Raw genomic sequence first — 16,423 nt, 5'->3', positions numbered from 1 at the left:
GAATTATTGAGGTGAGATCCGGGATAAGCGCGTTATCTGGCTGTGTATTTTCTCCGCCATCTTTTTGATGCCCCGCTCATTCATCTCGTTTTGCTGGCCTTTGATTTCGACGACCAGCTCTGGGTAGGCGAGTTGGGTTTTCACATTGACGACCTGCACAATCAGGTACGAGAACAAAAAGCTCGGTTTGTGAAGACGTGTGATGACAACCCAGTCCGCTCCGACGCTGTGGCCTAACTGTGCAGCGGCGTCTGTATGTTCAAATAAATAGCCAAAGCCCTGGTTGGTGTTTTGGTAGATGTCGGTCGGAACCGTCAATGCAGTGTGCTCATGCTCATCGGTGAGTGCCTTTCTCAGCATAGGAGCAAGACTGGCGGTGCGTTTGACCTCTTCGCTGTTATCGTCGACTTGGGTTAAATCGGCAAGTTCAAAGTCGAGGACGGCAATACTGGAAGCGAAAAGGGATGCACTGAAAAACAGTGTTGTCACCAGAAGGAATAGCTGGAAACCAAAGAAAAAACGGGCAGCGAGGCTGCCCGTATTGAGGTTAGTCGTCGTCATCATCACGTCTTGGTTTGGATGAAGCTTCCACTATAGGCACACCATAATCCTGGAGTATCATCGCGATTTGCGGCGCGTTGGCATCCATCGCCATTTCGACGGTTTCTTTCCATGGTCCCTCGCCATATCGCACGCCCATGGAGATGGCGAAATCAAAGACCTTACTGCCCTCGGATATCATGGGGATAACGGCAATATCGGGCTGAGTTTTGGCAAAGTACCCCGCAATCGGCCCCCAAATCACCAAAACGTCGAATTCACCCTCCGCGACGCGGTTGACCATCTTCCCCGGGTAATCTTCCGGATCGCCATTCATGATGCGGTAAAACGATGTGTTGTCTTTAAACCCATTTTCACGCAGCCATGACACTGCGGGGGAAGGGGCAAACGCAGCAATTTTCAGTGACTGCTTCACCGCTTCTGGCAAGGCGGCGAGCGCCTGCTGGTTATCCACCTCTGCCAATGCCCCTTCTTTTTTGAACAAGAGGGAATAGGCGGAGCGGTAATAGGGCTTGGTGGTCGCTGCAATGTCGAACTGCACCGGTACACCGATAACTAAATCGCAGGCGAAACGACCGTTATCGTCAGACCAATTTTTCAGGGTGTTGCGGATAAAGCCCATACGCTGGGGAAACCAGACGTATTCCACATCAAGCCCGAAGTAATCGCCCAGTTGCTCGGCAATTTTGTTCTCGAACCCCTGCTGTTCGCGGTTGGAATAGGGCAGGTTGTTAGGGTCTGCACACACACGGAGTTTATCCGGCAGTGGTGAAGGGAAACTGATGTCAGCAGCCACTGCATGACTGCCGAAAACCAAGGAAAAACCAAGGACAAGGAGGGGATAAAAAGACTTCATACGTACCTCCTAATTAGCCGCAGCGGTGACTTGTTGGGACACAAAGCACGCTTGCTCTGCTTCCTCACGAATGGTGAGAAGCCCTTTACGCGCACTGCGACTATCTTTGGATGAGCGGAAGTAACCTCCCCGCTCTCCCCGCATGTTTCGAAGGCGCACGAATGCATCGGCATGGACATAGTCCTCGAAGGACATCTCGCTGGCAATCTTGTCGATCACGCAGCTGCAACCATACATGTTCACATAGGTTGGCCCGCCTTTTAATGCCATGCATTCCTGCACGTATTTCACACGTTCAAGGGTGGGAAAGTCATTGGCGCTGGCTGGTGTCGCCAGTAGTAACAGGGCGGGGACGATAAGTGCGCTTATTCTTTTAACTGCTTGCATAAGCTGACTCCTCTACAAAACACCTTCAGCCTGAAGATGTTTTTTGAATTTCTTCAGCAGCCCTTTGGCAGGGAGCAGGGATTTGTCTTTTTCAATTTCGGCGAAGTAGGCCTCAATGGTGCCTTCAATGTCGGAAGGGTTACCGACCAGTAAAATGCCACCCATGCGGGCGCCCCAGTGTGGGGTGCATTTGTAGACGTAGACGCCTTCATTATCGAAGACAAAACTCACGTCTACGCCGAGTTCAGTCTGAATTTTCTCTGTGCCTTCCGGCACCATGGCGTCAATAGTTTCAATGAGATGGGCGGGCATATTCGTCCAGCTCACCCTGTCTCCCGGTTGGAGAATGACGATCATGGGGTCGAATTTCACGCCGACGGCGCGCACTTCGTATTCTTCTGCAAAAGCGTTACTTACCAGTCCCAAAAACAATAAGAGTGAACCTACTAACTTCTTAGCCATACGCATTATCCTTTTGCTACTTGTTGAGTGTAGATGCCCCAAAGGCGATTCAACCTGATGCAGTGCGTCAGAGATGAGAAAGGGGAGTAGATACTCCCCTTCGTTGTTGTTTTTGGTTTAGTTAGGCAAAGCAAATACCGTCAACACGCCACCCAGTTGTGTGTAATCAGACAGTTTGCGGTAGGCACCTACTGCACCAAGACCATCAGTATCGCCTTCAAGTCCGGCGGCCATACCTATGCCAGCCCAGCCACCAATACCTGACAAAACTGCCACATATTGCTTGCCATCATGCATGTAGGTATTCACGTTGCCGATAATGCCTGATGGGGTTTTGAAGCGATAAAGCTCTTTACCTGTCTTCTCATCCACGGCTTTCAGGTAGCCTTCCAGCGTGCCATAGAACACCACGCCACCACCTGTTGCCAGCGCGCCACTCCATACGGAGAATGGCTCCGGCAGTGACCAGACGATCTCGCCTTTTTCTGCATCCCAGGCAATAAAGTTACCCAGACCGCCATGGCTGTCTGGTGCAGGGAACATAGAAAGGGTTGCACCCACATAAGGCTGGCCTGCCGTGTAGGAGACTTCGAACGGTTCGTAGTTCATGCACACATGGTTGGTTGGCACATAGAAAAGACCGGTGCGAGGGCTATAGGTTGCTGGTTGTTGGTCTTTTGAACCAAGTGCAGCAGGACAAATGCCTTTGGTGTCGACATCCTCACCGTTTTGCGCGGTCGAGTATTTAGCGACAACTTGAGGGCGACCTGTTTCCATATCCACGTGGGTTGCCCAGTTCACTGCAGGGTCAAATTTTTCTGCGACCAGCAGCTCACCAGTTTCACGGTCGAGTGTGTAACCGAAGCCGTTACGGTCAAAGTGCACCAGCAGTTTGCGGTCCTTACCCTTGAACTTCTTATCAACCAGAATCATCTCGTTGACGCCGTCGTAATCCCACTCATCGTGCGGTGTCATTTGGTAGAGCCATTTCGCCATACCTGTGTCTGCATCGCGCGCCATGATGGTCATGGAGTACTTGTTGTCACCGGGACGTTGTGACGGGTTCCAGGTACTAGGGTTACCCGTACCGTAGTAGATAAGATTCAGCTCAGGGTCGTAGCTAAACCAACCCCAGGTGGTACCGCCACCGATTTTCCACTGATCGCCTTCCCATGACTCAAGACTTGAATCCTTGCCAATAGGTTTGAGCATTTCGGTGGTTTTTTCAGGGTCGACCAGCATTTCTTCGTCTGGACCCGTGCTGTATGCACGCCAGGCGACGCTGCCGTCTTTGATGTTGTAGGCGGTGAGATAACCACGGACACCGAATTCACCACCACTGATACCCGTGATGATTTTGTCTTTTACCACCAGTGGGGCGTTGGTGTTGGTCGCACCGACTTTCGGGTCGCCATTCACCACTTTCCAAACCACTTTACCGGTGTTCTGATCCAGCGCGACGAGGGTGGTATCCGCTTGTTGCAGGAAGATCTTGCCGTCAGCGTAGGCAAGACCACGGTTGACTGTGTCACAACACATCACAGCGATAACCGACGCATCCTGTTTCGGTTCATATTCCCATTTGAGGGCTTTGGTTTTCAGGTCAATGGCGAACACTTTGTTGGGGAAAGGGGTGTGGATATACATGGTGTCCCCCAACACAAGTGGCCCCCCTTCATGACCCCGCAGCACGCCGGTTGAAAACGTCCAGGCAACCTGAAGGTTTTTGGCATTCTCTGCGTTGATCTGATTGAGTGGGCTATAGCGTGTACCCGAGTAATCACCGCCCCACATGACCCATTGATTCGGGTCTTCCTGCAGCTTGATGAGTTCGTCATTCGCTTGCGACGCTGCGGGAAACAGCAGCGTAAGGGAGAGTGTGGCGACTGCTGCTAAGCAGCGGCGTAACCTTACAGCACCTATCATATTTACTTCCTCCGTGACAGCACGTTAAGCCGGACACCAAGGGCATCCTGACTTCGGCTTTATTGACTCAATTTGTCTGCGTGTTCCGCGGAGTTGTGGGGACGCTATGCTGGCCAATGCTCGCTCTGTCTCTCAACCCTTCGTGGCGTGTTTGGCGACATTCACGATCTACAACTTAGGCGGTTTCGCGTTTATTGAATGAATCCAAAGATCATTTCACTTCAACGAAATGGCGCGGGCAGCCGTGCCGCATCGTGAGGTGAAAACGTCGTGAATTGAGTGTATGGCAGCTTTAGAGGTTGTGTGAGGAGGAAAAGGACACAACACTTTTGTCCGCGGGCAACAATGTTTAAGGGGTGGGATTGTGTGGCTAAGTCCCAGAAAAACCTGGCACTTTATATGTCTTATTTTGGGGAATGATATCAATGGATGGCATAAGCGCCAGGTGCCATATCCTTAAAAGTCATTAGGATACGGCACTGCCTTTTGTCTGAGACTTCGCAAGGCTGATATCAAATGTCCCACTCACTGGAAAATTCACGACCCGTGGAGTCTTTCACATCAGCTTTCAACTTGCCGCTTTTGCCTTTATCCAGATGAAAGGTAAAGGTGGGATTCTCACTGATGGAGATACCTCCGTTAAAGCGCATGACAGGTTCACCTTCGAGCGTAATATTCACATCACTCACATAATCAGATGGGATCCAGTGGCGTGTGAGCTGATCGATTTGCAGCCCGCTATAGTTGGGGTGGCTGATCAACAGTTGCATCATGCGCGAATCATCCCCCGCCAGATCTTTCAGCTTCATTTTGCCCATTCGCTGGCGTGCCAGCATGTCATCGGCACCTGCGGGGGCTGAGCAACCGCCCGAAGCTTTCACGAACTGACTGTGCATATACAGTTTGCCATCGGCGGTTTGGGCTATCACTCTAACCGGGCTATAAGCATTGATCCTGACGCGGGTAGCGATGTTAGCGACCCCATTATTCGGGCTCATGTCAAAGCTGCCGACAATCGGTGAAGGATTGTTGTCGACGATAAGGTGTATGCGCTCAATAGGGTTTGTATCGTCCTGACGGACATTGACCTTGACTTCAAGTGGTACCAGCGCGGCATCAATCGCACGCTTCGGTGCGGTGAGAGAGACAATCTCCTCACTTTCTACAATGTCAGGCGAGTCGGGAAACAGGCTGTCACGGATCAGTGGCCAGGTGGCACTGTCGGATTCAGCTTCAGCAAAGCTTTGCAGTGGCAGCGCAGTGAGCAATGCCGACAGTAGCAGGGTGGTGATTTTCATAGGAGATACCTCTCATTATTCCCATTCCAACTCCTTGTAAGCCTGAATCACATTGCGAGGATGAAAGGCTTCGTAAAGCTTCCAGTCGCCCGGAGACGGCATGACGGTGGTGCTGGCAGTGTTGATATCGATGTTGTCGTTGATAGCGGCACGAACAGCCTGTGCCAGAGAAGAGAGATAGCGCGTTTGCTTTTCAAAAGCTTGTTTTGATTTTTGTAAGGGGCCATGCCCCGGGATCACTTGGCGAAACGGCATGGCTTCCAGTTTTTCCGTTTCAGCCAGCCAACCCATCAGGTTGCCATCCAAGGTTGGCAGGTGATCGATAAACAGCAGATCGCCAGTGATCAGCGTCCCTGAGTTTTGATCTAATACTGAGAGATCGTGACGGGTGTGCGCCCGTTCATGGGGCGTAAGTACTAACGTGCGGTTGCCGAGATCAAGCTCTGTAGTTTCATTGATCACCCGCGTTGCCCCAATCGGTGTGGTGCCGGTAAACCATGGGTTGGTCAGCCGTTGCAGGTAATAACCGGATTTGGCGTCAAAGTCGCCGGGATAGCGGGCATGGGCGACAAACTCGGGCTTTTCATCGACAAAGGCGATGTTGCCGAAGTGATGATCGGGATGGACATGCGTATTGATCACAAAGCCGATAGGCAAATCAGTTTGCTGTCTAATGGCGCGAAGCACCGCATTGCCCGCCCGCTTGCTGCCGCCTGTATCAATCACAGCAACGGCTTCATCTCCGACAATAAAGGTGATGTTGGCGACCGGATCGCTGTCGACGGTAAACAGATCCGCAAGTTTGCCCTGATGCATGAAAACACCGGGGGCAACTTCACTAAACGAAAGTTCCAGCGATGCTTGAACGGAGAATGGAAGCATCAGAAAAAGCATGACCAGCAGACGATTCATGGTCTTACCGGATACTGCGTTTCGAGCGCATAACCTGCCTTTTTCCAGCCTTTAACACCCGCTCGGTACCAATAGACTTCTTTAGCTCCCAGCTCAATCGCCCGTTTTCCGGCATTCCACGAATGCCAGCAATTGGGCTCGCAAAACACCACTACGGGGGCGTCATCAGGCAGCTGGTTTTTCAGCAGTTGGATGAGGGAGTCCGGTGCAATCCCGTGACCGACATTGGCAAGCCATAGGGCATTCGGCAAGGTCTCACGTGAAGGCTCTATCCAAAGCGTATCGGGTGAAAGGTTGTCGGGTTTGTTCGGAGCAGGGTAGACATCAATCAGCACAGGATGTCGCGTTTTGATAAAGGCAACCAGTTGTTCGGCAGACTCGATAACCAGACCACCGGTTAATGTTGCTGGAACTGCCGCCCGATAATTCTCTGTGCGGTAGTCTTTGGGTTCCGGAACTGTTCCAGCACTGATGCTAGTGGCTTTTAAGCTACACAATATCACGCATATGAAACTGATTTCCTTGGTGATTTTAAGGATGCTCATACTACTTTATTCTGATAATGCTCATACCTTAGTAGGAGGTGGGCAGAGCACTACACATTATGGGTTAACATTAGGATAACAATCAGACCGTCAAGGGGCGGGTTTTATTGTTGCAGCCATCAATAAACTTCTTTTCAGTGGGGCAAAGATGAACCGTTGGAGTGGTGTTGAAGAATTTGTTGAAGTTGTCAACAGTGGCAGTTTTACCGCCGCCGCACGCAAGCTGGGCGTGTCGACTTCCCATGTCAGTCGTCGTATCGATGCACTGGAATGTCGGCTGAGTACCCGTTTGCTTTACCGTACAACACGACAAATCACGCTGACTGAAGTCGGCAAAATGTACTTTGAGCAATGTAACGACCTCATTGAGAAATTCGCAGAGGTAGAAGCACTGGTCACCCAAATGCAGACCGAACCGGTTGGCACATTGAAGATCACGGCACCGTCGGTGTTTGGTGAGAAGTTCATTGCGCCGCTCGCGAACGATTTCATTGAGGTGCACCCTAAGCTCAGTGTGGAGTTCCATTTCACCAATGACGTGGTGGATTTGGTGCATGACGGTTATGACCTGGCGATTCGCACTGGGGATCTGAAAGACAGTACCCTGATGGCGAAAAAGCTTGCGCCGCGCAAGCTTTTCGTTTGTGCTTCCCCTGCCTACCTTAGGGAGTTCGGTGCACCTGCCAATTTAGACGAACTGCAGAATCACAATTGCCTGGTCGGGCTGGTGGATACCTGGAGTTTTCAGGACGGAAGTAATGCGGTCAACATCAAGCCGCATGGACGTTGGCACGGAAACAGTGGCAGTGCGGTGTTGGACGCAACACTTCGTGGATTGGGACTTGCCCAGTTGCCGGATTACTACGTGAACCAGAAAATTCTGAGTGGTGAGCTGGTGGAAGTGTTGTCGGATTACCAAGCGCCGGATTCTGCAGTCTGGGCGGTGTATCCGTTTAACCGAAATCTGTCAGCCAAGGTCAGGTTGTTTGTGGACTTCCTTTCTGATCACTTCCAGCACCACTTACCCTGGATGGCAGAAGAGCATCCAGACAATGACGATGAGCATCGTGAAGCGGCGGGATAATACCAATCACAGTAAGTAGCTGATCAGAAATAGCGCAGGGAAAATGCTCGAGAACAAGGCGGAAAATTTCGATAAGTGGTTATTCTACAATCAAATTTTTCAACGCAGTTATCGAGCATTTTAACAAGCTAGGATGAGCAGATATTGACTACGATTGGTATAATGCTGCACAACAGGCACAAAAAAAGCCAGCGTGAAAGCTGGCTTTCTTTTTCGCAGAACTTACAGGATATCCAGCAGTTCTACTTCGAATACCAGTGCTGCGAAAGGAGGGATCGCTGCACCCGCACCGCGCTCGCCGTATGCCAGGTCTTGTGGAATGTACAGTTTCCACTTAGAACCTACAGGCATCATTTGCAGAGCTTCAACCCAACCTTTGATCACGCCGGTCACTGGGAATTCTGCTGGCTGGCCGCGCTCTACAGAGCTGTCGAACTTAGTGCCGTCAGTCAGGGTACCGTGGTAGTGAACGCGTACTTGCTTGTCAGAAGTCGGGATTTCGCCGTTACCTTCAACCAGTACTTCGTACTGCAGGCCAGACTCGGTCACGGTCACTTCGTCACGCTTCGCGTTCTCAGCCAGGAAAGCTTCGCCTTCTGCTGCCGCTTCTTTTGCTGCCGCTTGGCGAACTTCTTCTGCTTGGGTGTGCAGTTCACGCAGTGCGTTGTTGATCTCGTCGATCTCAATCTCAGGCATGTTACCCGCCAGAGCGGTTGCGATACCTTTCGCGATTGCATCTACGTTCAGACCTTCCAGACCAGAACCTGCCAGTTGCTGACCCATTTGCAGACCGATGCCGTAGCTAGCTTTCTGCTCTACGGTTTCCAGTTTTACATCAGACATGTCGTCTCTCTTTATTTGCGGGTTTAAAGTGGGCAAGGATAACAGTTTCAAGCTATCTGGGACAAATCGGTTTACAGTCGCAAGGTTGTAATTCAGACGGAATTCTTTGAAAGTACAAATGTCAGACAATTGTTCAGGTTAAGCCGACTGGCTGACATTTTGCTGATATTGCAGATCTAGTATTCAGAGTTATTGGATTGACTGAGATACTGGAACTACCCCATGAGGAAATTGGGAGAGGTAATGACCTTGAAAGGAAAGCGCGAAAAAGGAACAGCATCCGCCACGCCGCCCCTGGGCGAGGCAATCAAAAGCGCATTAGAAAAAGCGAAGGCCTCGCTGAGCCCGCTGGTTGAACGTGTTCAACCTTACTGGCATTCCTTGCCAAAACTGCACCGCACGGCGATTTCAGTGTTGGGCGCGTTGTTGGTCGTGCTTTTAATCTGGCCATCAAGCGAGGATTCTCTGCCGGAGACTAATACGGCTGGTGAACGCGTATCCGTGCCACTTGCGGTTGGGCAGCAGGAAGCCAGCAACGATGAAGGCTTTGATGCCGACGGTGAGCAAGTCATCGCCACGCAGACAGTGGGCGCACAAACCGTGAATACGGACTGGGTGAACTATGAGGTGAAAGGCGGTGATACGCTGTCTAACATCTTCCGTGCACAGGACTTGCCGCTGCCAGACCTTTATGCAATCTCAGCTATTGAGGGTGACGATAAGCCTCTCAGCCGAATCCAGCCGGGACAACTGCTTCACTTTAAGCGTAATGACCAAGGTACCTTGGACATGCTGCAGATTGAGACGTCAGGGGCGTCAGTGATTTTCTTCAGGCTGTCAGATGGCAGCTTTGTCCGCCGTAAATAATGTCTGAAAACGGAAGAGGGCAGCCTTTTTTATCTCTGTTTACCGCCTATTAGGCAGCGACGCGGCGCATGTCGATGTGCGGAATGCCGTCTTCCAGATACTGCTCGGAAATTTCTTCAAAGCCGTGGCGACGATAGAACTCCCGTAGGTGATATTGAGCACCAATGGTGATCGGCGCTTTTGGCCACACGTCATGCGCCTGAATGATGGCCTGTTTGACCAGTTCACTGCCGCAGCCGTTTCCGCGTTCGGTATTGGCGGTCACAATGCGCCCGATACTCATTTCCGGATAGGTGAGGCCGGCTGGCAGAATGCGGGCGTAGGCTGTCATTTTGTCATCACGGTAACCCAGTAAATGTCGGGTTTCGGGATGGGTATCGTGACCGTCCAGCTCCGGATACGGACAGTTCTGTTCTACAACAAACACGTCGGTGCGCAACCTCAATAGGTCATAGAGTTGCCGGGTCGACAACTGACCAAAGGTCAGGGTTATCCATTGCATTATTGTTATTCCTGATTTTTAAAAATCTCTTAGGCTACTTTTTTCATAGCCCATTTCCCTTTGGGTAGCCGGATAACTTATAAAAAAACCGCGATCAAAGCCGCGGTTTTTCTGTATCAATTTTGGGGATTTTCAATAATTAAACATTGGGTTAACCAATGTTTAATCATTTTTTCAGGTCAATGCGATATTGCGCGAAGCCCACATCATCTGTGCCCACTTTCTCCATTGGGTACTGACCCTTTGCCTTCACAAAATCAGCGGCTTTGTCACTTGGTGAGGTTTCAAACACCACGTTCAGATCAGCGTCGGTTTCGATTGGGGCAAACGACCAATTATTATCAGCCGTTGGGGTAACAACACCGTTCTCTTTGGTCACCGCACTGATGTAGTTGGCGACTACGGTACGGTTTTCGTCCGGTGAGGCGAAGGCGATGAAGTCATTACCTGTGCCAGGGAATTTACCCAGGTATGCACGGTAATTGTTGGTCGCAATCAGAAATGGCTGCGCCATATCAACTGGCTTACCGTTGAAGGTCAGGTTCCGGATACGCTCTGCATCCGCGTTGACCAGGTTGCAGTCACCGTCATAACGCGCTGGCTGGGTGATATCCATCTGATAGTTCACGCCATCAATCACGTCGAAGTTGTAAGTGCGGAAGCCATCCCAGTTAATTAAGGATTGCTGGGCGCTGGATTGAGGGTCGATGTGGTTAAACTGACCCGCGCTGCACTCCAGCCACTCTTTCACTTCTTTACCGGTCACTTTCAGTGTCACCAGCGTGTTTGGATAGAGGTAGAGATCCGCTGCATTTCGGAACGTCAGTTCGCCTGCTTCCACTTCGGTGAAATTCGCCGGGTCATTCTTACGGCCACCGGCTTTAAAAGGCGCCGCTGCTGATAGCACAGGAATACCGTCCAGATCCGGGTCACCCTGAATGAAGCGTTCGACGTAATCTTTCTGAGCCAGGTTAACAATTTGTACCGTTGGGTCGTCCTGCACCAGCGAGAGGAAGCTGTACATGACGTCATTGGCTTTACCGATAGGCTGGTTGACGAAATCGCGGGTGCCTTTGTGGTCATGCTCTAACACTTTACGCATTTCAACGTCAGCGTCAGCCAGTGATTTGCCGTCAAAGATAGGGCGTGATTCGCTTTGTACCGGCGTGACAACCCATTCATCGCCTTGCTTGTCGAGTTGCAGATCCATGATACCGACATGGCTGCCCCAACGACCTGGCATCACAGCTGCTACGCCTTTGATGGTGCCTTTTTGGTTATCGACGCCTTTAATGTTGTCAAAGCCTTTGCCCGGGAACACAGCGTGGGAGTGGCCGAAGGCGATGGCATCAATACCGTCAACGTCGGCAAGGTAGTACACCGAGTTTTCCGCCATGGCTTTATATTCGTCTTGCGACAGGCCTGAGTGCGGCACAGCCACAATCACATCTGCGCCTTTGGCTTTCATCTCAGGTACCAGCTTTTCCGCGCTGGCTTTGATGTCTTCAGCAATCACCTTGCCTTCAAGGTTCTTCTTGTCCCAAACCATGATTTGCGGCGGTACAAAACCGATATAACCGACTTTCACCAGATGAGCGTTGCCGTCGGTGTCTTTGAAGGTGTGCTCTTTGATGATGTAAGGATTGAAGTAGTGCTTACCGGTGTTGGCATCAATCACGTTGGCGGAGATATACGGGAATTTCGCGCCTTCCAACGAGCGGTCGAGGAAGTCGAGGCCATAGTTGAATTCGTGGTTACCGATGTTACCCACATCGTAGTCCAGCAGGTTCATTGCCTTGTAGACAGGATGAACTTCGCCTTTCTCAATACCTTTGGCCGCCATGTAGTCACCCATAGGGCTGCCCTGTATTAGGTCACCATTATCGACCAATACGCTGTTTTCGACCTCTTCTTGTGCAGCCTTAACGAGCGTTGCAGTGCGCACCAGACCGATTTTTTCACTCGGCTTGTCCTTGTAGTAGTCGTAATCCATCACATTGGTGTGAATGTCGGTGGTCTCGATGATGCGCAGTTTAATGGTGTCCGCCATTGCTGGGCCTGCCATGGTAAGCATACCGGTCAGAACAGCGATAGAAAGCGGACGGGCTGAAAGAGTCATGATTATCTCCCAAGGACAGAAATGTGCCTGTATTTTGCATATCGACGACTAGGAATAGTTACATTTCATCTCTAACTGTGATCTATGACTTGATTAAGTGATATGTAATCGAATGCAGTGCTGGCGCGGCTTCGCGGCGGTTGGAGAAAATTTCGTCGCTATGAGAGTGAAGGTCTAATAGCCATAACGTTATAAAAAATGAATTTTTAGAATTTCAAGTAATAACATCAACTCTCTATAGTGGCCTCAATGGATTGAAAGGGCTGACACTATGGATTACTTGCCAATTTTCGCAAAGCTTGAAGGACGTGCTTGTCTGGTCGTCGGCGGCGGTGAAGTCGCTTGGCGCAAAACGCGCATGCTGATGAAAGCTGGGGCGTCTGTCACCATTGTGGCGCCTGAAGCGGATCACGAAGTTATTGAAGCGGCTGAAAATGGCGAGCTGGTGTGGCTGAAAGAAGGCTTTAAACCGGAGCACCTCGACAACGTGTTTCTGGTGATTGCTGCCACTGATAACCCGCTGGTGAATGAGCTGGTATCCAAGGCTGCCGACAAACGTCGCGTGCTGGCGAACGTGGTGGATGACACCCCGAAGTGCAGCTTCATTGTTCCCTCTATTGTTGATCGCAGCCCAATTGTGATTGCGATTTCTTCTGCCGGTAAATCACCGGTGTTAGCAAGACTCATCCGAGAGAAACTCGAAACCCTGATCCCGTCGCACGTTGGCCGTATGGCTAAACTGGCTGGCGATTTCCGCGACACCTTAAAACAGAAAATCTCGACCCTGAATGGTCGTCGTAAGTTCTGGGAAATGGCATTTGATGGCCGTTTTTCCTCATTGGTTGCTTCAGGCGACGAAGAGGGTGCCAAAGCAGAGCTCGAGCGACTGACTGACGGCGTTTCCCTGCAAGGTGAAGTGGCGCTGATCGGTGCTGGTCCGGGCGACCCGGGTCTTCTTACCCTGCGTGCGCTGCAACTGATGCAGCAAGCCGACGTGGTGCTATACGACTATCTGGTCTCTGACGAAATCATGGAGCTTTGCCGCCGTGATGCCGAGCTGATTTGCGTTGGTAAGCGCGCGAGCTATCACAGCGTATCGCAGGAAGAAACCAACGCCATGTTGGTGAAATACGCGCTGAAAGGACACCGTGTGGTGCGCCTCAAAGGCGGTGACCCCTTCATGTTTGGCCGTGGCGGTGAAGAGCTACAAGTTCTGCAGGAAGCGGGCGTTCCGTTTCAGGTAGTACCGGGCATAACCGCCGCAGCCGGTGCAACCGCTTATGCCGGCATTCCGCTGACACACCGCGATTATGCGCAAACGGCGATGTTCATTACCGGACACCTTAAGACAGAAGACGACAGCTTCCGCTGGGCGACACTTGCGCGTGGTCGCCAGACGCTGGTGATTTACATGGGTCTGATGAAAAGCGCCCATATTCAGCAGCAATTAATTCAGCATGGACGTGACCCGGAGACCCCGGTCGCAATCATAGAAAACGGCACGCGTACCAATCAGAAAATCTATAAAGGAAAACTCAACGAGCTGGAATCGCTGGCGGAAGGTGTAGGTTCCCCTGCATTGATCGTCGTCGGCGAAGTGGTGCAGCTCGCAGACCAGTTGAACTGGTACGGAAAGCAATCATTCGAAGCGGTAGGTGATGTTCGTGCACCGTCCGTGGTTAATTTAGGCTAAGGAAACAACATAGAATGGAAGCCAAAACTCTTACCCACCTCAAACAGCTTGAGGCAGAAAGTATCCACATCATTCGTGAAGTGGCGGCGGAATTCGATAACCCGGTGATGATGTACTCCATCGGTAAAGACAGTTCCGTGATGCTTCACCTGGCTCGTAAAGCCTTCTATCCGGGCAAGATCCCTTTCCCTCTTCTGCACGTCGACACTGACTGGAAGTTCAAGGAAATGATCAAGTTCCGCGATGAAACGGCGAAGAAATATGGCTTCGAACTTCTGGTACACAAAAACCCAGAAGGTCTGGCTGCGGGCATCAACCCGTTTGACCATGGTTCTTCCAAGCACACCGACATCATGAAAACTCAGGGTTTGAAGCAGGCGCTAAACAAATACGGTTTTGATGCAGCATTCGGCGGTGCGCGTCGTGACGAAGAGAAAAGCCGCGCTAAAGAGCGTGTTTACAGCTTCCGCGACAAGAACCACGTTTGGGATCCAAAGAATCAGCGTCCTGAGCTGTGGCACACCTACAACGGTCAGGTGAACAAAGGCGAAAGCATCCGCGTGTTCCCGCTGTCGAACTGGACCGAGCTGGATATCTGGCAATACATCTACCTCGAAGGCATCGATATCGTGCCGCTGTACCTGTCTGACGTGCGCCCAGTGGTGGAACGTGATGGCATGCTGATCATGGTTGATGACGACCGTATGAAGCTGCAGGAAGGCGAGGAAATTGAACACAAGAGCGTCCGTTTCCGCACCCTGGGTTGTTACCCACTGACCGGTGCTGTGGAGTCGGAAGCCAACACCCTGACAGGGATTATTGAAGAGATGCTGGTGGCGACCTCGAGTGAGCGTCAGGGACGTGCGATCGACCACGATCAGTCCGCCTCCATGGAATTGAAGAAACGTCAGGGATACTTCTAAGGGATTAAACATGAATAGTGCTATTGAACAACAAGTGGCCGAGTTGGGTATCGAGGCCTATCTGGACCAACATCAGAACAAATCCCTGCTGCGTTTTCTGACTTGTGGCTCGGTGGATGACGGCAAAAGTACGCTTATCGGCCGCCTGCTACATGACTCTAAGCAAATTTATGAAGATCAGCTGGCAGCGATCCACGCAGACAGCCAGAAAGTGGGCACCACAGGTGAAAAACCGGATCTGGCGCTGTTGGTAGATGGTCTGGCCGCTGAACGCGAGCAGGGCATCACCATCGACGTGGCATATCGCTACTTCTCGACCAAAAAACGTAAGTTCATTATCGCGGATACCCCGGGACATGAGCAGTACACCCGTAACATGGCGACCGGTGCGTCGACCTGTGATCTGGCGGTTATCTTGATTGATGCACGTAAAGGCGTATTGGATCAAACCCGTCGTCACTCGTTTATCGCGAGCTCGTTGGGCATCCGCCACTTTGTGGTTGCGGTGAACAAAATGGATCTGGTGGATTTCGATCAGGCACGTTTTGAAAGCATCCGTGATGATTACCTGGCATTTGCTGAAAAGCTGAATGCGGACATCGACATCAAACTGGTGCCACTGTCAGCGCTGGAAGGCGACAACGTGGTAGATCGCAGTCCAAGCACCCCTTGGTATGACGGCGAGACCCTGCTGACCTTGCTGGAAGATGTAAACGTGACTGCGGAGAAAGACAACGGTGCATTCCGTTTCCCAGTGCAGTACGTGAACCGTCCAAACCTCGACTTCCGTGGTTTCTCCGGCACCATCTCTGGTGGTGAAGTGCGCCCAGGTGATGAAATCAAAGTGCTGCCATCGGGCAAAACCTCGACAGTTGCGCGTATCGTGACCTTTGATGGTGACCTGGATTACGCTCACGCAGGTCAGGCAGTGACCATTACCCTGACTGATGAAATCGACATCAGCCGCGGTGATTTGATTGTACCTGCTGCTGACACCCAGCAAGCGACCAACAAACTGGCTGCGCGCATTGTTTGGATGGCTGAGCAACCGCTGGAAGTGGGCCGTCAGTATGACGTCAAAGTCGCGGGCAAGAAAACTGTTGGTGCCGTGAGTAAAATCCGCCATCAGGTGGACATCAACTCGCTGGAAACGTTCGACACTGAAAGCCTGCCACTAAACGGCATTGCTGAGTGTGAGGTTGAACTGACTGAGTCCGTGCCGCTCGACGTTTACACGGATTGCGCCGACACCGGTGGCTTCATCCTGATTGATCGCCTGACCAACGTGACCGTGGGTGCAGGTATGATCAGCGAGCTGCTCGAAGACAGCGTTGCACAAACTTCAGGTACTGACATCTCTGCGTTTGAGGTAGAACTCAACGCGCTGATCCGCAAGCACTTCCCACACTGGAATGCACGCGACATCAGTAAGCTTCTGGGGTAAT

The 16,423-nt window shown here is 51.5% G+C and carries 16 protein-coding genes; 5 read left to right on the top strand and 11 right to left on the bottom strand.

The window, feature by feature from the left end; translation table 11 throughout:
- Positions 1-3: 3 nt before the first annotated feature.
- The 8 genes from GMA8713_RS13490 to GMA8713_RS13455 all read right to left on the bottom strand — a co-directional run bounded on the left by GMA8713_RS13490 (position 4) and on the right by GMA8713_RS13455 (position 6,947).
- Positions 4-564 carry a DUF2380 domain-containing protein gene (locus GMA8713_RS13490; RefSeq protein WP_232314438.1) on the bottom strand — a complete coding sequence of 187 codons (561 nt, stop codon included), beginning with the start codon at positions 562-564 and terminating at the stop codon, positions 4-6.
- Complete coding sequence (locus tag GMA8713_RS13485) at positions 548-1,417, bottom strand: quinoprotein dehydrogenase-associated putative ABC transporter substrate-binding protein (protein WP_062710660.1); 870 nt, start codon at positions 1,415-1,417, stop codon at positions 548-550. Before GMA8713_RS13485 ends, GMA8713_RS13490 begins: the two co-directional genes overlap by 17 nt.
- Positions 1,418-1,426: 9 nt before the next feature.
- The gene (locus GMA8713_RS13480; RefSeq protein WP_002539481.1) at positions 1,427-1,804 is read right to left on the bottom strand and encodes a hypothetical protein; all 378 of its coding nucleotides are present in this window, start codon (positions 1,802-1,804) and stop codon (positions 1,427-1,429) included.
- Positions 1,805-1,816: 12 nt separating this feature from the next.
- Complete coding sequence (locus GMA8713_RS13475; RefSeq protein WP_062710657.1) at positions 1,817-2,266, bottom strand: plastocyanin/azurin family copper-binding protein; 450 nt, start codon at positions 2,264-2,266, stop codon at positions 1,817-1,819.
- Between the two features lie 117 nt (positions 2,267-2,383).
- Positions 2,384-4,192: a methanol/ethanol family PQQ-dependent dehydrogenase gene (locus tag GMA8713_RS13470; RefSeq protein WP_002539484.1), complete on the bottom strand. Its 1,809-nt coding sequence runs from the start codon at positions 4,190-4,192 to the stop codon at positions 2,384-2,386.
- Positions 4,193-4,704: 512 nt separating this feature from the next.
- A complete protein-coding gene (locus GMA8713_RS13465; RefSeq protein WP_062710642.1) occupies positions 4,705-5,490 on the bottom strand; it encodes a quinoprotein dehydrogenase-associated SoxYZ-like carrier in 786 nt (261 codons plus the stop codon).
- A 15-nt stretch (positions 5,491-5,505) separates the two neighbouring features.
- Positions 5,506-6,402, bottom strand: a complete 897-nt coding sequence (locus tag GMA8713_RS13460) for a quinoprotein relay system zinc metallohydrolase 2 (RefSeq protein ID WP_062710639.1) — start codon at positions 6,400-6,402, stop codon at positions 5,506-5,508.
- Positions 6,399-6,947, bottom strand: a complete 549-nt coding sequence (locus GMA8713_RS13455) for a rhodanese-like domain-containing protein (RefSeq protein ID WP_062710636.1) — start codon at positions 6,945-6,947, stop codon at positions 6,399-6,401. Before GMA8713_RS13455 ends, GMA8713_RS13460 begins: the two co-directional genes overlap by 4 nt.
- A gap of 148 nt (positions 6,948-7,095) precedes the next feature.
- Here GMA8713_RS13455 and GMA8713_RS13450 point away from each other — a divergent pair, with 148 nt between their 5' ends.
- Positions 7,096-8,031, top strand: a complete 936-nt coding sequence (locus GMA8713_RS13450) for a LysR family transcriptional regulator (protein ID WP_062710633.1) — start codon at positions 7,096-7,098, stop codon at positions 8,029-8,031.
- Between the two features lie 222 nt (positions 8,032-8,253).
- Here GMA8713_RS13450 and bamJ read toward each other — a convergent pair whose 3' ends face one another.
- Complete coding sequence (gene bamJ / locus GMA8713_RS13445; RefSeq protein ID WP_002539493.1) at positions 8,254-8,874, bottom strand: BamJ family beta-barrel-assembly machinery protein; 621 nt, start codon at positions 8,872-8,874, stop codon at positions 8,254-8,256.
- Between the two features lie 243 nt (positions 8,875-9,117).
- Here bamJ and GMA8713_RS13440 point away from each other — a divergent pair, with 243 nt between their 5' ends.
- Positions 9,118-9,741 carry a LysM-like peptidoglycan-binding domain-containing protein gene (locus GMA8713_RS13440; protein ID WP_062710630.1) on the top strand — a complete coding sequence of 208 codons (624 nt, stop codon included), beginning with the start codon at positions 9,118-9,120 and terminating at the stop codon, positions 9,739-9,741.
- A 49-nt stretch (positions 9,742-9,790) separates the two neighbouring features.
- Here GMA8713_RS13440 and GMA8713_RS13435 read toward each other — a convergent pair whose 3' ends face one another.
- A complete protein-coding gene (locus GMA8713_RS13435) occupies positions 9,791-10,243 on the bottom strand; it encodes a GNAT family N-acetyltransferase (protein ID WP_002536517.1) in 453 nt (150 codons plus the stop codon).
- Between the two features lie 166 nt (positions 10,244-10,409).
- Positions 10,410-12,362, bottom strand: coding sequence for a bifunctional 2',3'-cyclic-nucleotide 2'-phosphodiesterase/3'-nucleotidase (locus GMA8713_RS13430; protein WP_062710627.1), 1,953 nt, complete (start codon positions 12,360-12,362; stop codon positions 10,410-10,412).
- Between the two features lie 271 nt (positions 12,363-12,633).
- Here GMA8713_RS13430 and cysG point away from each other — a divergent pair, with 271 nt between their 5' ends.
- The 3 genes from cysG to cysN are packed head-to-tail and all read left to right on the top strand — an operon-like array spanning position 12,634 to position 16,422.
- A complete protein-coding gene (gene cysG / locus GMA8713_RS13425; RefSeq protein WP_062710625.1) occupies positions 12,634-14,055 on the top strand; it encodes a siroheme synthase CysG in 1,422 nt (473 codons plus the stop codon).
- A gap of 14 nt (positions 14,056-14,069) precedes the next feature.
- Positions 14,070-14,978 (top strand): sulfate adenylyltransferase subunit CysD, encoded by a 909-nt coding sequence (gene cysD, locus GMA8713_RS13420; protein WP_002536513.1) that lies wholly within the window; start codon positions 14,070-14,072, stop codon positions 14,976-14,978.
- A gap of 10 nt (positions 14,979-14,988) precedes the next feature.
- A complete protein-coding gene (gene cysN / locus GMA8713_RS13415) occupies positions 14,989-16,422 on the top strand; it encodes a sulfate adenylyltransferase subunit CysN (RefSeq protein ID WP_062710622.1) in 1,434 nt (477 codons plus the stop codon).
- Position 16,423: the final 1 nt, after the last annotated feature.

This window comes from Grimontia marina (assembly GCF_900060185.1).
Taxonomy (GTDB): Bacteria; Pseudomonadota; Gammaproteobacteria; order Enterobacterales; family Vibrionaceae; genus Enterovibrio; species Enterovibrio marinus.
This window is presented reverse-complemented; position numbering and strand designations above follow the sequence as displayed.

What these genes read in the sequence shown, in the direction of transcription:
- cysN (WP_062710622.1), top strand. Translation starts at nt 14,989, where the DNA reads ATGAATAGTGCTATTGAACAACAAGTGGCCGAGTTGGGTATCGAGGCC.
- cysD (WP_002536513.1), top strand. Translation starts at nt 14,070, where the DNA reads ATGGAAGCCAAAACTCTTACCCACCTCAAACAGCTTGAGGCAGAAAGT.
- GMA8713_RS13460 (WP_062710639.1), bottom strand. Translation starts at nt 6,402, where the DNA reads ATGAATCGTCTGCTGGTCATGCTTTTTCTGATGCTTCCATTCTCCGTT.
- GMA8713_RS13430 (WP_062710627.1), bottom strand. Translation starts at nt 12,362, where the DNA reads ATGACTCTTTCAGCCCGTCCGCTTTCTATCGCTGTTCTGACCGGTATG.
- bamJ (WP_002539493.1), bottom strand. Translation starts at nt 8,874, where the DNA reads ATGTCTGATGTAAAACTGGAAACCGTAGAGCAGAAAGCTAGCTACGGC.
- GMA8713_RS13480 (WP_002539481.1), bottom strand. Translation starts at nt 1,804, where the DNA reads ATGCAAGCAGTTAAAAGAATAAGCGCACTTATCGTCCCCGCCCTGTTA.
- GMA8713_RS13440 (WP_062710630.1), top strand. Translation starts at nt 9,118, where the DNA reads ATGACCTTGAAAGGAAAGCGCGAAAAAGGAACAGCATCCGCCACGCCG.
- GMA8713_RS13450 (WP_062710633.1), top strand. Translation starts at nt 7,096, where the DNA reads ATGAACCGTTGGAGTGGTGTTGAAGAATTTGTTGAAGTTGTCAACAGT.
- GMA8713_RS13485 (WP_062710660.1), bottom strand. Translation starts at nt 1,417, where the DNA reads ATGAAGTCTTTTTATCCCCTCCTTGTCCTTGGTTTTTCCTTGGTTTTC.
- GMA8713_RS13470 (WP_002539484.1), bottom strand. Translation starts at nt 4,192, where the DNA reads ATGATAGGTGCTGTAAGGTTACGCCGCTGCTTAGCAGCAGTCGCCACA.
- GMA8713_RS13435 (WP_002536517.1), bottom strand. Translation starts at nt 10,243, where the DNA reads ATGCAATGGATAACCCTGACCTTTGGTCAGTTGTCGACCCGGCAACTC.
- GMA8713_RS13455 (WP_062710636.1), bottom strand. Translation starts at nt 6,947, where the DNA reads ATGAGCATCCTTAAAATCACCAAGGAAATCAGTTTCATATGCGTGATA.
- cysG (WP_062710625.1), top strand. Translation starts at nt 12,634, where the DNA reads ATGGATTACTTGCCAATTTTCGCAAAGCTTGAAGGACGTGCTTGTCTG.
- GMA8713_RS13490 (WP_232314438.1), bottom strand. Translation starts at nt 564, where the DNA reads ATGATGACGACGACTAACCTCAATACGGGCAGCCTCGCTGCCCGTTTT.
- GMA8713_RS13465 (WP_062710642.1), bottom strand. Translation starts at nt 5,490, where the DNA reads ATGAAAATCACCACCCTGCTACTGTCGGCATTGCTCACTGCGCTGCCA.
- GMA8713_RS13475 (WP_062710657.1), bottom strand. Translation starts at nt 2,266, where the DNA reads ATGGCTAAGAAGTTAGTAGGTTCACTCTTATTGTTTTTGGGACTGGTA.